The organism is Serratia sp. CY47280 (genome assembly GCF_052168655.1).
GTDB classification, from domain to species: Bacteria; Pseudomonadota; Gammaproteobacteria; order Enterobacterales; family Enterobacteriaceae; genus Serratia; species Serratia bockelmannii.
Map to the genome: position 1 here is coordinate 1 of NZ_JBJNMG010000006.1, position 15,573 is coordinate 15,573.

Genomic DNA, 15,573 nt, shown 5'->3' on the forward strand with positions numbered 1-15,573 from the left:
CGCCATCGTGGGCATGACCACCTTCGGTGAGTCGGCGCCGGCGGAGCAGCTGTTCGCCGAGTTCGGCTTCACCGTGGACAACGTGGTGGCCAAGGCGCAGGCGCTGCTGAAGTAAGCGGCCGGGCGCAAGCCGATAAAAAAGCCGGTCATTATGACCGGCTTTTTTTATGGGCGGAAACCGCGATTACGACGCGGTCTTGATGCTTTCGGCGCTGCGCAACCGGTCGTAAGCCGCCGCCAGCAACAGCACCAGCAGCGTAGGCTGCAGCCAGACCAGACCCTGTTCGGCCAGCGGCAGCTTATCGAACCAGACGGGCAGCAGGCTGCTGAAGCTGGAGGCTTTCAGGCCGTCGGCGAGGCCAAACACCAGGCTGGTAGCGATCACCGGCGCGAAGACGCGCTTGGCGCTGCGCCAGCGGTTCTGGCTGAAGCTGAGCAATACCAGCGCGATGCAGGGCGGGTAGATCGCCGTCAGCACCGGCAGCGAGACGCGGATCAGATTGGCCAGCCCCATGTTGGAAACCAGCATGGCGAAGAGGGCGAGGATAACCACCAGCGTGCGGTAAGAGAGCGGCAGGTAGCGGGAGAAGAAGTCCGCGCAGGCACAGGTCATGCCGACCGCCGTCACCAGGCAAGCGATGAACATCAGCACCGCCATAAAGACGCTGCCCAGATCGCCGAAGGTGTGCTGCACATAGGCGTGCAGGATTGCCGCGCCATCCTGAGCATCGTTCCCGACCAGGCTGCCGCTGCCGGCGCCGAGCTTGAACATGCAGATATAGACCAGCGTCAGGCCGACGCCGGCGATCAGGCTGGCCCACAGGGTGTAGCGCAGCAGCAGGCCGCTGTCGCTGACGCCGCGCGAGCGGGCGGCGGTGACGATAATCGAGCCGAACATCAACGCCGACAGCGTGTCCATGGTTTGATAACCCTGAACGAAGCCGGTGGAAAACGCCGCGGCCTGATAGCTGCCGACGGCGGAGACCGGCGCACCGGCGGGCCAGACCAGGGCGGCGATGCCGAGCGCGGCCAGCGCCAGAATTTTCAGCGGCGCCAGAATATGGCCGACGTTATCGAGCAAGCGGCCAGGATACAACGACACGATCATCGCCAGGGTAAAGAACAGCAGGCTGTAGATGAACTGCGGCAGGGCGCCGTCGCCGGTGAAGGGCGCGATGCCGAGGGCGAAAGAGACATTGGCGGTTCGCGGCGTGGCGAACAGCGGGCCCAGCGCCAGATAGCAGACGGTCGCCAACAGCAGGCCGGCTGTGCGGCCGATGGGGCCAGTCAGCAGGCTGATGCTGCCGCCGACGCGCGCCAGCGCGATCACGGCAATCACCGGCAGGGCGACGGCGGTCACCATAAAACCGAGGGCGGCCGGCCACAGATGCTCACCGGACTGCAGCCCCACCAGCGGGGGGAAAATGATGTTGCCGGCGCCGACAAATAGGGCGAAGGTCATAAAGCCCAGGGCGATAATGTCTTTCGGGGATAAACTCTTGGTCATAACGGTATGGCACTGCCTGTATTCATGAAATAAACGGCCTGGCTGCGGAATGAAGCACTGCAGGAGGAGGCGCGTGGGGCAGCGTAAGCCCGCAAAAATTTTCGTCCGGCAGGATATAATAATTCGGCGACAAAAACCTGATTAATCCAGCGCTGTTTACCCCGGCGTGAACCGGCCGCACAGAGGGATCCTGGCGGCCGGCCCGGCAGCGCGTTAGCTCGCGCGCGCCACCATGTCTATCGACAGCGGGATTTCGATATGCGGTTTAAAAGAGTCATACGCGAAGGAGACGTGGCCGTCTTCGACCGGTTTACGGGTGAAAAAGATCAGCATATCACGGGTCGAATGCCGGCGTTTGTCCTGCGCTTCCACCGGTGAGAGGCTGTGTTTGCGCTCATGGTCGACAATCAGCAGGGTATCGAGGAAATGCCGATGCTGTATTTCGCCCAAAATCCATTCCGGCCGGGCGCGATCGAATTTGATCCCGCTGGTTTCGCGCATATCGTGAATAAAGGTCTTGGCGCTGTCGTCGGTCATGTTGTCGCAGCCGAGGAAGGTCGTCATGGTGTGGTCGACGCCGTCGCTGTGTACGCCTTCCAGCGCCGGTTCGCCCAACATCTGCGGCGTGGTGACGGTGCGCAGGTTGAACACCGTGCAGACGAATTTGTTGATCTCCTGATTAAGCCGGGGGCGCGGCGTCACGCTCACGCCATCGATCACGTAGGCTTTGAATTTCATCAGTGCCTGAAATGCCGTATTCAACTGCAGATCGTCGTTGATGCCGCGGAAATGGCGCACCTTTCCCGAATCGTAGCGGATGAAGTCTTCCTCGACCGAGAGCACGAAAGGCTGGAACTCCAGCCGCTCAATCTGGGCGCGATCGAAGTCGAAGCAGAAGCGGCCGTTTCTGGACTTGCGGAAAGGCAGTGTGGGATCGTCCGCCAGATTGGCGCTGACCTGCTGCAGCCTGGCGAAATCTTCCGGCCGCGCGCCCAGCGCCAGCAGGATCGCTTGCATGGTGGCGCCGGGGATAAAGGCTGAACGGTGTTCCTGGTACGCCTTCTTAACTTCATCAAGCAGGGATAACTGTCGCATTTCTCGGTGGCCTCACGAATGATGTGGCGATTATAAAATCTTGCTGCCGATCTCCACGTCGACATCGGGTTTCAGCAAGACAGTGCCTTGATCCCGGGTGACCGCGGCAAGTACCAGCACTTCAGATTTAAATCCGGCAACCCGCCTGGCGGGGAAATTAACGACGGAGATGACTTTTTTTCCAAGCAGATCATCTTCCTGATAGTTTTCGCATAATTGCGCCGAGCTGTTTTTAATGCCAATTTCTTCGCCGAAATCAATGCGCAGCTTATAGGCGGGTTTTAATGCCTTGTCGTTATATTCCACGGAAATAATTTCGCCAATACGCATATCCAGTTTCATAAAATCAGTGATTTCGGCCATGAGTCAGTCCAGTTAATTAAGTGGCTTCAGGAAGGCTAGCAAAGGGGAATTATTCCGACAATGCCGCCAGGAGGGGAATAGTTATACCGGATGTAGCAATTAATTTACATTATCGTAACGTGGTGGAATTAATTATAAGCTTGGTGAATTATATAAGATTGAAACTTCATTATTTCCCGCAATTATGTTCACCACGCCTGCTTGGTGCCAGCGTCGATACTGTTAAGCCCGTGTTAAATTGGTTAGTATGCTCTGCATTAATTCATCAACGGCATTTTTTAGGTAGTGATATGGAAATAACCCAGCGCGAAAAACGCGATCGGCGAAAGGCATTGATTGCGCCGTTTTTCCTGATATTAATTTGGTCGACCGGTTTTATTGCCGCGCGGGCGGTGGCGGATCATGCCGATCCCAACCTTTTCCTGACCTTTCGCTTTTTGATCGCCGCGGCAGTATTCGCTCTGCTGGCGCTGCATTGCGCCTGGCCCAAGGGGCGACAGTTCGTAATGCACCTGCTGACCGGCATGTTGATGAACGGTGTTTACCTTGCCGCAAGCTGGTGGGCGGTGGCGAACGGCCTGGCAGCCGGAGTGATGTCGCTGATCGGCGGATTGCAGCCGCTGTTTACCGCGCTGATTTTCGCGCTGGTGCTGCGTAAGCCGATCGGGTTACGTTCCTGGGCCGGGCTGGCGGTCGGTTTTATCGGCGTTGCGCTGGTGCTCTCCCCGCGGCTGACCGGCATCGACGTCGGCAATATGGCGCTGCTGCCGATCCTGATGGGGTTTGGCAGCATCGTTGCGCTGACGATAGGCATCATGGTGCAGAAGTCTTCGCTGGCAGCGGCCGATCTGCGGGCGGCAGGCGCCATTCAGCACCTCGGCGCGGCGATCGTGACCGGCGTACTGGCGGCCGTAATGGGCTCAGGCGCCTGGGACAATTCGCCAACGCTGTGGTTCTCGCTGCTGTGGTCGGCCGGCGTGTTGTCGCTGGGCGGCACCGCGCTGTTCATTTGGATGGTGCGCCACGGCGATTTGACTCGCATTACCGCGCTGATGCTGCTGGTGCCGCCGGCGGCGGCGCTGCAGGCTTACGCGCTGTTTGGTGAGGCGTTGTCGCTGGTGCAGCTGGCGGGATTTGTTCTGACGCTGCTGGGGGTTGCCATCGTACAGCGAATTCGCCTGCGGCGGCGCTCTCACCTGGCCGAATAGTCTGCGATAGGAAGTGCTGTAAAGCCCGTGCTGCCGGGCTTTTTATTGGCTGAAAAACGTCCAACCTCACAAAACCGAAAGATAACAAGCAACGCCGTTGCCTCGTCATAAATATTAACTGTATGTTAATTTTTGGTTTATTAAATGTGATCAGGGGATGGATGATGATGAAAAAAATCAGCGCGACCGTAGCTGCTATCACCTTACTGGGCTCCGTTTCCGCCTATGCGGCCTTCCCGGCGGGCTACCCTGCCGACTATCAGAAACTGGTCGACGGCGCGAAGAAAGAAGGCAAGGTGGTGATTTATTCAACCACCGACACCAAGGCGGCGGCGCCGCTGATCCAGGGGTTCGAGGCGTTGTATCCGGGCATCAAGGTCGAATACAACGACATGAACAGCACCGAACTGTATAACCGCTTTATCAGCGAGCAGGCGGCCGGCGGCACCAGCGGCGACCTGGTGTGGAGTTCGTCGATGGACACCATTTTGAAACTGGCGGGCGATTACGCGCAGGAGTATGCCTCTCCGGAGCGGGCTCAGTTGCCAAAATGGGCGGTATGGCAAGATAAAGTGTATGGCACCACCTATGAGCCGGTGGTGTTTATCTATAACAAACGGCTGATCCCGCAGGGCGATGTGCCGGATTCACACGCGGCGCTGGCTAAACTGATCGCCGGTCAGACGGACAAATTCAAGAAGAAAGTCACCACCTACGACATCGAAAAATCCGGCGTCGGCTTCATGCTGTCGGTGCAGGACTTCAAGGCCGATCCTAACTACTTCAAAACGCTGGCCGACGTGGCCAAGGGCGGGCTGGCGGTGCAATCTTCCACCGGCACCATGATGGAGCGCGTCTCCTCCGGTGAAAACCTGATCGGCTTCAATATCCTCGGTTCATACGCCGAGGCCCGCGCCAAGAGCGATCCGTCGCTCGGCATCGTCTATCCGAAAGACTATACCCTGGTGCTGTCGCGCGTGAGCTTCATCAGCAAAGAGGCCGGCAACCCTAACGCCGCCAAGCTGTGGTTCGACTACGTGCTGTCGGAGAAAGGGCAAAATATTCTCGCCAATCAGGCGGATATCCCCTCGATCCGCAACGACATCGAAGGCAAGAACGACATCGATGGCATGACCAAGCTGCTGGGCAACGCGCTCAAGCCGATCCCGGTCGATGACAGCCTGCTGGAATATCTGCAGCCGGCCAAACGTCTCGACTACATCAAACAATGGCGCGCCGCCGCGGCGAAATAACAGGGACTGCATTCGGACGCGCGCCTGCCGCACGGGCGCGCGCCCTTTGGTCGTCGTTTACAACCATAGGGAGCATTTATGCAAGCATGGCGCAGAAAGTGGCAGAGCCTGCCACGCGGCCTGGTGGTGTTGATAACCGCGCTGGTTATCTATGTCCCCCTGTCGTTTATCATCATTCAAAGCTTCCTCTCGGCACCGTTTTTCTCTCCCTCCAAGGTCTTCAGCCTGGAGGCCTTCGAGTTCATCTTTACCGATCCGGATTTCTACAAGGCGCTGAAAAGCGGCTTTATTCTGGCATTCGGCCTGGTAATTATCGCCATCCCGCTCGGCGGCATTTTGGCCTTTCTGATGGTGCGCACCGATCTGCCGGGGCGGCGGATCATCGAACCGCTGATTCTGGTGCCGATCTTCGTGTCGCCGATGGTGCTGGGTTTCGGTTACGTGGTGGCGGCGGGGCCGGTCGGCTTCTTCTCGCTGTGGGCGGAAGCGTTGCTGGGTTTCGTGCCGTGGAACATCTATTCGATGGCCAGCATCGTGGTGATAGCCGGATTGACGCACGTGCCCCACGCGTATCTGTACATCTCCTCGGCGCTGCGCAGCGTGGGCTCCGACGTTGAAGAAGCGGCGCGCACCGCCGGCGCTACGCCGCTGCAGGTGATGACCGCCGTCAGCCTGCCGATGGTGCGGCCGTCTATCTTGTACGCCGGGGTGCTGCTGTTCTTCCTCGGGCTGGAGGTGTTCGGCCTGATGCTGGTGCTGGGCGATCCGGAAGGCAACCTGGTGCTGGCAACCTACCTGTATCAGTTGACCAACAAGCTGGGCACGCCTTCTTACCACCTGATGGCGGCGGTAGCGGTGGTGCTGATCTGCATCACCATTCCATTGGTGATGCTGCAGCGCAGGCTGATGCGTACCGCCAACCGTTTCGTCACCGTCAAGGGCAAAGCCTCGCAGGCGCGCGCGCTGCCGCTGGGCAAATGGCGCTGGGTGGCCGGCGCGGTGGTGATGTTCTGGCTGACCGTGACCATCGGCGTGCCGCTGATCGGCGTAGTGCTGCGCGCCTTTATCTCCAACTGGGGCGTGGGCGTGTCTGTCTGGGACGAACTGTCGATCAACACCTTCCGCACCATCTGGGCGCAACCCAACCTGCTGCGCGCCATCGTCAACTCGATGGCGATCGGGGTGATCGGCGGGGCGCTGGCGGTGGCGTGCTATCTGTTTATCGGCATTGCCATGCACCGCAAGCCGGATGGCGCCACGCGCTTCCTCGACTACAGCGTGCTGGTGCCGCGCGCGGTGCCGGGGCTGTTGGCCGGCCTGGCGTTCCTGTGGGTGTTTCTGTTCCTGCCGATGTGGCTGGACAAATCGCTTAAGGAAGGCTGGCTGTCAGTGCTGCCGATGGCCGAGTGGCTGCGCGAGAACGTGATCGTCTGGTTGCGTTCGCTGCGCAGCACCATCTTCAGCGTCTGGCTGGCCTACACCGTGGTGTGGATGGCTTACGGCCTGCGGCTGATCTCTTCTACGCTGCTGCAGGTGGGACCGGAGCTGGAGGAGGCGGCGCGCAGCGCCGGCGCCAGCCGCGGTCAGATCACCCGCCACGTCACCATTCCGCTGTCGCGCTACGGCCTGATCGGCTCCTGGTTGCTGATGTTCCTGATCTTTGAACGCGAATATTCCACCGGGGTGTATCTGCTGTCTCCGGGCACGGAAACCATCGGCTCGATGCTGGTTTCCCTGTGGGCCGCGGGCGCTATCGATATCGTCGCCGCGCTGTCGTTCATCAATATCCTGCTGGTGGTGCTGGGGCTGGGGATCGCCTTGCGCTTTGGAGTGAAATTACATGATTGAACTTTCGGTAGAGAATCTGCATTTGACCTATGGCGACAACCCGGTGTTGAAAGGGGTGTCGATGGATCTGAAACGGGGCGAAGTGGTCTCGCTGCTGGGCCCGTCGGGCAGCGGAAAAACCACGCTGCTGCGGGCGGTAGCCGGGCTGGAGAAACCGAGCCAGGGGCGGATCGTCATCGGCAACAGCGCGGTGTACAACGGCAGCGCACGCAGTGAAATTCCCGCCGAAGAGCGCAATCTGGGGCTGGTGTTTCAGTCCTACGCCCTGTGGCCGCATAAAACGGTGTTTGAGAACGTCGCTTACCCGCTGAAACTGCGTAAGACTGCCTCGGCGGAAATCGCCCAGCGGGTGCAGGCGGTGCTGGATCAGCTCGGGCTGGGGCATTTGGCCAAACGCCATCCGCACCAGCTCTCCGGCGGCCAGCAGCAGCGCGTGGCGATCGGGCGCGCGCTGGTCTACAACCCGCCGGTGATCCTGCTGGATGAGCCGCTGTCCAACCTCGACGCCAAGCTGCGCGAAGAGGCGCGGGTATTCCTGCGCGAGTTGATCATCAAGCTCGGTCTGTCGGCACTGATGGTGACTCACGATCAGAACGAGGCGATGGCCATTTCCGATCGCATCCTGCTGCTCAATAACGGCAAAATCGAACAGCAGGGCACGCCGCAGGAGATGTACGGTTCGCCCACCACGCTGTTCACCGCCGAGTTCATGGGCAGCAACAACCGGTTGCCGGGCAAGGTCGTCGCGCTGGAAGGCGATCGGGCGCGCATCGAAGGTAAGGATTGGGCGCTGTGGGGCAAAGCGGGCGAAGGCGTGCAGGTCGGGCAGGAGGGCACGGCGGTGATCCGCGTCGAGCGCGTGCGGTTGGGTGAAGATCCGCAGGGCAACCAGCTTGAGCTGCCGTTGCTGACCAGCATGTATCTCGGCGATCGCTGGGAATACCTGTTCCGCACCGTGGCCGAAGATTTCGTGGTGCGTGCCTATGGCCACGAGGCGCGCGATCAAACGCTGTGCCGGCTCTCCCTGCCGGCCGAGCATTTGTGGATATTCCCGAAAGCTTAACCAGGACGCCCGCCGATGCGGGCGCTCCGTTTACAGAGTTAAACCGCTAGCAGCGATCTTTTCTGGGCGGTGTACGTTTCCCGGCTGGCAACGTCGGCGAAAGTGCGGGTGACGGTCGAATTTTTGCGCGACTATTTTCGTGAGCACTACGGCGAAACGGGGCCGGCGAGCGAAAATTCGTCGCGGTCTTGAGGCCAAAAATGTGCGCCAGATCATCTTATGCTCGTAAAACTCCCCTCCGTTACCTGAGGAACTGTTGCACCTGTTCCTTTTGCCAAAACTTTGGTTTATGCTCAGCTGAAGCGTTTCAGTTGAAGCACTCTTCAACAGAAATGCCGATGTGACGGCGGTGAAAAACCGCTGAAGCGCGGGAATAATGCAAACTCGGCGATTCACAGCGGGCGGTACGATCCACTACTCTATGCGGGTTAGTGAGACAACCAGTCAGCGCCGGGCGGCGCCGGTGAGTCACCCGGCGTGGACGGCCCTTTTTCAGGAGCAGCATGACCATCCGCATAGCGATAAACGGCTTTGGCCGCATCGGCCGCAGCGTATTGCGCGCACTGTACGAATCGGGACGACGGGCGGAAATCTCCGTGGTGGCGATCAACGAGCTGGCGAACGCCGAAGGCATGGCCCATCTGCTGAAGTACGATTCCAGCCACGGCCGCTTTGCGTGGGATGTGCGGCAAGAGTGCGACACGCTGAGCGTCGGAGACGACGCGATTCGCCTGTTGCATCAGCCGGCGGTGGAGCAGTTGCCCTGGGGCGAACTGGGCGTCGACGTGGTGCTGGACTGCAGCGGCGTGTACGGCAGCCGGGCGGATGGCGAAGCCCATCTGGCGGCGGGGGCGAAGAAAGTGCTGTTCGCCCATCCGGGCGGCAACGATCTGGACGCCACCATCGTGTTTGGCGTCAACCATCAGACGCTGCTGGCGGAACACCGCATCGTGTCCAACGCCTCGTGCACCACCAACTGCATTATTCCGGTGATCAAGCTGCTGGACGACGCCTACAGCATCGAGTCCGGCACCGTGACCACCATTCACTCGGCGATGAACGATCAGCCGGTGATCGACGCGTATCACGCGGATTTGCGGCGCACCCGCGCGGCGAGCCAGTCGATCATTCCGGTCGATACCAAGCTGGCCGCGGGCATCACTCGCATCTTCCCGCAGTTTTGCGATCGCTTCGAGGCTATCTCGGTGCGCGTGCCGACCATCAACGTGACGGCTATCGATCTTAGCGTCAGCGTGAGCGCCGCGGTGAAGGTGGCGGAGGTCAACCAGCTGTTGCAAAAGGCCGCACGGGAATCATTTCGTGGTATAGTTGACTACACGGAATTACCATTGGTCTCGATTGATTTTAACCATGACCCGCACAGCGCTATCGTCGACGGTACGCAGACCCGGGTCAGCGGGCAGCACCTGATAAAGACCTTGGTCTGGTGCGACAATGAATGGGGCTTTGCCAATCGGATGTTGGATACAACACGGGCAATGGCCGCCAGCGGTTTCTAGTACGGCGGCGCCGGCGTGATGGGCGCGCTGCTCAGGCAATTTTATAGAGATTCAATAAAGAGGGTTCACCATGTCTGTAATTAAGATGACCGATCTGGATCTGGCGGGTAAACGCGTACTGATCCGCTCCGATCTGAACGTGCCGGTAAAAGACGGTAAAGTGACTTCCGACGCGCGTATCCGCGCTTCCCTGCCGACTATCGAAGCTGCGCTGAAGCAAGGCGCCCGCGTGATGGTAACCTCCCACCTGGGTCGTCCTACCGAAGGCGAGTACAACGAAGAATTCTCCCTGCTGCCTGTGGTCAACTACCTGAAAGATCATCTGAAATCCCCAGTGCGTCTGGCGAAGGATTATCTGGATGGCGTCGACGTCGCCGAAGGCGAACTGGTGGTGCTGGAAAACGTTCGCTTCAACAAGGGCGAGAAGAAAGACGACGAAACCCTGTCCAAGAAATACGCGGCGCTGTGCGACGTGTACGTGATGGACGCGTTCGGCACCGCGCACCGCGCGCAGGCTTCCACCCACGGCGTGGGCAAGTTCGCGCCTGTCGCCTGTGCCGGCCCGCTGCTGTCCGCCGAGCTGGAAGCGCTGGGCAAGGCCCTGGGCAACCCGGCCCGTCCGATGGTCGCCATCGTGGGCGGCTCTAAAGTCTCCACCAAACTGACCGTGCTGGATTCCCTGTCCAAAATCGCCGATCAGCTGATCGTCGGCGGCGGCATCGCCAACACCTTCGTGGCGGCGCAGGGCAACAACGTGGGCCAGTCCCTGTACGAACCGGATCTGATCCCGAACGCGCAGAAACTGCTGGAAACCTGCGACATCCCGGTTCCGACCGACGTGCGCGTGGCGACCGAGTTCTCTGAAACCGCGACCGCGACCGTGAAGCAGGCCAACGAGATCCAGGACAACGAGCAAATTCTGGATATGGGCGACGTCTCTGCCGAGCGTCTGGCCGTTATCCTGAAGAACGCCAAGACCATTCTGTGGAATGGCCCGGTTGGCGTATTCGAGTTCCCTAACTTCCGTAAGGGCACCGAAATTGTCGCCCGCGCGATCGCCGATAGCGACGCTTTCTCTATCGCTGGCGGCGGCGACACTCTGGCAGCCATCGATCTGTTCGGTATCGCTGACAAAATTTCCTACATCTCCACCGGCGGTGGCGCATTCCTGGAATTCGTTGAAGGGAAACCGCTGCCTGCAGTCGTGATGCTGGAAGAGCGCGCTAAGCAGTAATTCAGACAACGGGAGGCGAAAGCCGCCCGTTTGTTTTATACCGCGCGGCTCACGCTGCGCGGCGTGAAAACATCGATTTACATCCATCTACGGCCGACGAAACAGGACAAAGTAACATGTCTAAAATTTTTGATTTCGTAAAACCGGGTGTCATCACGGGTGATGACGTTCAGAAAGTCTTCGCAGTTGCTAAAGAGAACAACTTTGCGCTGCCAGCGGTAAACTGCGTGGGTACCGACTCCATCAACGCAGTGCTGGAAGCCGCGGCTAAAGTGCGCGCGCCGGTTATCGTTCAGTTCTCCAACGGCGGCGCCGCGTTCATCGCCGGCAAAGGCGTGAAGACCGATGTGCCTCAGGGTGCAGCGATTCTGGGCGCTATCTCTGGCGCACACCACGTTCACCAGATGGCTGAACACTACGGCGTGCCGGTGATCCTGCACACCGACCACTGCGCGAAGAAACTGCTGCCATGGCTGGACGGCCTGCTGGACGCCGGCGAGAAGCACTTCGCCGCTACCGGCAAACCGCTGTTCTCTTCCCACATGATCGATCTGTCTGAAGAATCTCTGGAAGAAAACATCGAGATCTGCAGCGCCTACCTGAAGCGCATGGCCAAAATCGGCATGACGTTGGAAATCGAACTGGGCTGCACCGGCGGTGAAGAAGATGGCGTGGACAACAGCCATATGGACGCTTCCGCACTGTACACCCAGCCGGAAGACGTGGCTTACGCGTACGAAAAACTGAACGCCATCAGCCCGCGCTTCACCATCGCAGCCTCCTTCGGTAACGTGCACGGCGTGTACAAGCCAGGCAACGTTAAGCTGACTCCGACCATCCTGCGCGATTCTCAGGACTACGTGTCCAAGAAATTCAACCTGCCGCACAACAGCCTGAACTTCGTGTTCCACGGCGGTTCCGGTTCTACCGATGCAGAGATCAAAGAGTCTGTGGGCTACGGCGTGATCAAGATGAACATCGACACCGACACCCAATGGGCGACCTGGGATGGCATCCTGCAGTACTACAAAGCGAACGAAGCTTACCTGCAAGGCCAGCTGGGCAACCCGAAAGGTGCCGATCAGCCGAACAAGAAATACTACGATCCACGCGTATGGCTGCGCGCAGCGCAGACCAGCATGGTGACGCGTCTGGAGCAGGCTTTCAAAGATCTGAACGCGGTAGACGTTCTGTAATCTTCGGCACCTGTTGCACGTGCATAAGGCTCCCTGCGGGGAGCCTTTTTCGTTTTCAGCCCAGCAGGCCGGCACCGACGTTGATCGACAGGCCCAGGATCAGCATGTTGAACACGAACGAAATAACCGACTGCACGAGCGCGATTTTACGCACCTCCGCGGCGCCGACCGCCACGTCGGCCGTTTGCGACGCGACCGCGATGGTGAAGGAGAAGTAGGCGAAGTCCAGATAGGTCGGCTCGGTGAGATTGCCGGGAAACAGCAGCGGCAAAGGATCCTGCTGTGCGCCCTGACGGTAAAACTGATGGGCATAGTGCATGGTGAAGGCGGTCGGCAGCAGCAGCCAGGAGACTGCCAGCGTTGCGCCGGTTAACGCCAGATGTAGCGTTTTCAGCGAGTCGCTGGCCTGTTTGGCGCTGCTCAATTCGAACAGGATCGCCAGAATGCTCACCAGACAACCGAAACTGACCAGCGCCAACACCGTGCTGGCGCTTTCATCCTGTCGCCGAGCGATCTGGCGAATGTGCTGCGGTGTGCTGACCAGCATCAGCCGCCAAAGAAACAGCAGATAGAGCCAGGCCAGCGTATTCCAGCCGATCATCAGGCGCTGCAGCAACGAGAGCTGGGCGGGCAGCAGCAGAAAGCACAACAGCCCGGCACCGACGGAAAACAGCAGCCTGGGCCGCACTTGCCAATAGTGTTTGAGCGAAGAGCGAATGTGCATGAAGAACGGATCCCTTGTCGTGAAATAGCCAACGCGCTGTTTTCAGCATAGAAGACGCGGCGGGCGGTATCGGCTATTTTTAACGCTGACGGTTGGCATGAGCCTTTAATGTTGGTTACCCTTAGGCGGTGGTTTCCTACTGGCTGCCGAGGCCAGTGTATTTTTGCGAGTTTCTCCCGTTAGGGACTGAGTTAGGACGACACGAATGAAAGATTTGAATGTAGTAGACGGCATCAACGGTGCCGGCAACTGGTTGGTGAAGAACCAGGATCTGTTGATCCAGTACGCGGTGAATATCGTCGCCGCCATCGTTATCCTGATCATCGGTTCGATCGTGGCCCGCGTGGTCGGCAATGCGCTGAACCGCGTGATGAAGCTGCGCGGCATCGACGCCACGGTGGCAGACTTCCTGTCGGCGATCGTACGTTACGGCGTGCTGGCGTTCACCTTCATCGCCGTGCTGGGGCGCGTCGGCGTGCAGACCACCTCGGTGATCGCCGTGCTGGGTGCCGCCGGTTTGGCCGTCGGCCTGGCGCTGCAAGGCTCGCTGTCTAACTTCGCCGCCGGCGTGCTGCTGGTGATCTTCCGCCCGCTGCGCGTGGGTGAATATGTCGATCTGGGCGGCGTGGCCGGTACCGTCGATCAGGTGCAGATTTTCTCCACCACCCTGCGCACCGCAGACAACAAAACCATCGTGGTGCCGAACGGTAAAATCATCGCCGGCAACATCATCAACTACTCCCGCGAGCCGAACCGCCGTGTGGATATCGTGGTGGGCGTGGCCTACAACGCCGATATCGACGTGGTGAAGAAGGTGCTGGGCGATGTGATCGCCGCCGACAAACGCATCATGCACGCTAAAGGCGTGACTGTGCGTCTGAACGAGATGGCGCCATCTTCCCTGAACTTTGTGACCCGTTCCTGGACCACCAATGCGGAATACTGGAACGTGTACTTCGATCTGATGGAAAACTTCAAGCGCGCGCTGGATGCCCACAACATCGGCATTCCGTTCCCGCAAATGGACGTGCACCTGTATCGCACCGAAGACGCTTCCGCCAAGGCGGAATAACACAGAAGGGGGCCTTGGCCCCCTTTTTTACTGCAGGCCGAGACGCTACCGATGGCGTCTCGGCCTTTTCTTTTAGGGCGGTCAGATGTCCGCTGCCGGCTCCGTGAGCGGCACGCGGCGGCGCAGGCTGAGGCGATAAAGCAGGAAGATGGCGGCGGCGCCCAACAGCGCCGGCAGCGCCAGCCAGAGGAAGAACACCTCCGTCGAGCCGGCGGCGGTCATCATCCAGGCGCCGAGCATCGAGCCGACGATCGAACCAAAGCGGCCATTGGCCATGGCCCAACTGACGCCGGTCACGCGGGCTGCGGTCGGGTAAAGGGTGGCGGAGACCAGATTCAGGCCGTTCTGCGCGCCGGCCACGCCGAAGCCGATAAGGAACACGACGGCGGCCAGCGTGTAGACGTCGCCCATCAGATACCCGGTGGCGCCAATCACCAGCGCGGCACCCAGGTAGGAGACGGCCAGCACGCGGTAGGGCCCGACCCGATCCATCAGCAGCGCCATCAGAATGGCGCCCAGGGTGCCGCCGAGCGGCACCATCGCGCCGATGCGCGAGGCGTGGGCGATATCGAAACCGGCGTCTTTGAGGATCGTCGGCAGCCAACTGGTGAGCAGGTAAAACACGAACAGCGAACAGAAGAATGCCGCCCACAGCAGCAGGGTGCGCACGGCGCGCCCTTCGATAAACAGGTGCGAGATCGGCGACCTGGCCTGCGCCGGGCGCTCGTCATCGACGATGGTTACCCCCGTCCAACGCTGGCCGGTGATGCGCTCGACCACCCGGCGCAGCCGATCGGCATGTTTGGCGCTGGCGGCCATAAAGCGTACTGATTCGGGCATCTGCCAGGCCAACAGCGGCAGCAGCGCCAACGGCGCGATGCCACCGACCAGCAGCAGGCCGCGCCAGCCGAACGCCGGGATGATCTGCCCGGCCAGCAGGCCGCCCAGGGCTAACCCAGCGGTAAAGCCGCTCCAGCTCAAGGTGACCATCAGCATGCGGCGGCGCGCCGGTGAGTACTCCGAGCTGAGGGTGATGCAAGTTGGTATTGCGCCCCCGAGGCCAATGCCGGTGATGAAGCGCAGCAGGGTCAGGGATTCGATCGAATGCGTATAGGCCGAAGCCAGGGTGCAGCCGCCAAACACCAGCACCGCGACGAGCAGCACGCGTTTGCGGCCGAAGGCGTCGGCGATCGGCCCGAACAGCAGGCTGCCGATCAGCAGGCCGAACAGCCCCGCACCGAAGGCGGGAGAGAGCTGAGCGGGCAGCAGATCCCACTCTTCGCGCAGCGCCGGGGCGATATAGCCGATGATGGCGGTATCGAAACCGTCCAGCAGGGCAATGAGGAAACACAGAGTGAGGATCAGGATTTGGTAGGGGGAGATCCTGGCGCGATCGATGATTTCGCTGATGCGAGCGGTATTTGGGCTCATGGTTATTCCACTGTTATTCGGCTGGTGTGGGCTGGCTGAGGGCTGTTCAGGCCAGGCCT

General features: G+C 60.0%; 13 protein-coding genes and 2 pseudogenes. 10 read left to right on the top strand and 5 right to left on the bottom strand.

Annotation, left to right across the window (positions count from 1 at the left end; all coding sequences use genetic code 11):
• Positions 1-115: pseudogene (locus ACJ8J4_RS19785) on the top strand (transketolase-like TK C-terminal-containing protein); the annotation flags it as partial.
• 69 nt (positions 116-184) lie between these two features.
• On the opposite strand, the gene brnQ reads toward ACJ8J4_RS19785, so the two are convergent.
• The 3 genes from brnQ to ACJ8J4_RS19800 form a co-directional block, all read right to left on the bottom strand.
• Positions 185-1,507 (bottom strand): branched-chain amino acid transport system II carrier protein, encoded by a 1,323-nt coding sequence (gene brnQ, locus ACJ8J4_RS19790; RefSeq protein ID WP_043142696.1) that lies wholly within the window; start codon positions 1,505-1,507, stop codon positions 185-187.
• Positions 1,508-1,720: 213 nt separating this feature from the next.
• Positions 1,721-2,602: a 2OG-Fe dioxygenase family protein gene (locus tag ACJ8J4_RS19795; RefSeq protein WP_025304191.1), complete on the bottom strand. Its 882-nt coding sequence runs from the start codon at positions 2,600-2,602 to the stop codon at positions 1,721-1,723.
• Positions 2,603-2,632: 30 nt separating this feature from the next.
• The gene (locus ACJ8J4_RS19800; RefSeq protein ID WP_025304190.1) at positions 2,633-2,965 is read right to left on the bottom strand and encodes a tRNA-binding protein; all 333 of its coding nucleotides are present in this window, start codon (positions 2,963-2,965) and stop codon (positions 2,633-2,635) included.
• A 290-nt stretch (positions 2,966-3,255) separates the two neighbouring features.
• Between ACJ8J4_RS19800 and ACJ8J4_RS19805 the strand changes: the two genes are divergently transcribed.
• The 8 genes and pseudogenes from ACJ8J4_RS19805 to fbaA all read left to right on the top strand — a co-directional run bounded on the left by ACJ8J4_RS19805 (position 3,256) and on the right by fbaA (position 12,287).
• Positions 3,256-4,173, top strand: coding sequence for a DMT family transporter (locus ACJ8J4_RS19805; protein WP_043142693.1), 918 nt, complete (start codon positions 3,256-3,258; stop codon positions 4,171-4,173).
• A 164-nt stretch (positions 4,174-4,337) separates the two neighbouring features.
• A complete protein-coding gene (locus tag ACJ8J4_RS19810) occupies positions 4,338-5,426 on the top strand; it encodes an ABC transporter substrate-binding protein (RefSeq protein WP_043142713.1) in 1,089 nt (362 codons plus the stop codon).
• A gap of 78 nt (positions 5,427-5,504) precedes the next feature.
• The gene (locus ACJ8J4_RS19815) at positions 5,505-7,274 is read left to right on the top strand and encodes an ABC transporter permease (protein WP_025304187.1); all 1,770 of its coding nucleotides are present in this window, start codon (positions 5,505-5,507) and stop codon (positions 7,272-7,274) included.
• Entirely contained in the window at positions 7,267-8,337 is a 1,071-nt protein-coding gene (locus ACJ8J4_RS19820) for an ABC transporter ATP-binding protein (protein WP_043142690.1), read from the top strand. Before ACJ8J4_RS19815 ends, ACJ8J4_RS19820 begins: the two co-directional genes overlap by 8 nt.
• Before the next feature lie 63 nt (positions 8,338-8,400).
• Positions 8,401-8,529: pseudogene (locus tag ACJ8J4_RS19825) on the top strand (LysR family transcriptional regulator); the annotation flags it as partial.
• Between the two features lie 311 nt (positions 8,530-8,840).
• Entirely contained in the window at positions 8,841-9,857 is a 1,017-nt protein-coding gene (gene epd, locus ACJ8J4_RS19830) for an erythrose-4-phosphate dehydrogenase (RefSeq protein WP_004931582.1), read from the top strand.
• A 70-nt stretch (positions 9,858-9,927) separates the two neighbouring features.
• Positions 9,928-11,091, top strand: a complete 1,164-nt coding sequence (gene pgk / locus ACJ8J4_RS19835; RefSeq protein ID WP_025160206.1) for a phosphoglycerate kinase — start codon at positions 9,928-9,930, stop codon at positions 11,089-11,091.
• Positions 11,092-11,207: 116 nt separating this feature from the next.
• Positions 11,208-12,287, top strand: coding sequence for a class II fructose-bisphosphate aldolase (gene fbaA / locus ACJ8J4_RS19840; protein WP_025304179.1), 1,080 nt, complete (start codon positions 11,208-11,210; stop codon positions 12,285-12,287).
• A 55-nt stretch (positions 12,288-12,342) separates the two neighbouring features.
• On the opposite strand, the gene ACJ8J4_RS19845 is transcribed toward fbaA, so the two are convergent.
• Positions 12,343-13,011 carry a DUF1345 domain-containing protein gene (locus ACJ8J4_RS19845; protein WP_025304178.1) on the bottom strand — a complete coding sequence of 223 codons (669 nt, stop codon included), beginning with the start codon at positions 13,009-13,011 and terminating at the stop codon, positions 12,343-12,345.
• Between the two features lie 205 nt (positions 13,012-13,216).
• Here ACJ8J4_RS19845 and mscS point away from each other — a divergent pair, with 205 nt between their 5' ends.
• Entirely contained in the window at positions 13,217-14,083 is an 867-nt protein-coding gene (mscS, locus tag ACJ8J4_RS19850; protein ID WP_025304177.1) for a small-conductance mechanosensitive channel MscS, read from the top strand.
• 81 nt (positions 14,084-14,164) lie between these two features.
• Here the strand turns inward: mscS and ACJ8J4_RS19855 are convergent, their stop codons facing one another.
• On the bottom strand, positions 14,165-15,514 hold the full coding sequence (locus ACJ8J4_RS19855) for an MFS transporter (RefSeq protein ID WP_197836366.1): 1,350 nt from the start codon (positions 15,512-15,514) through the stop codon (positions 14,165-14,167).
• Between the last annotated feature and the right edge of the window lie 59 nt (positions 15,515-15,573).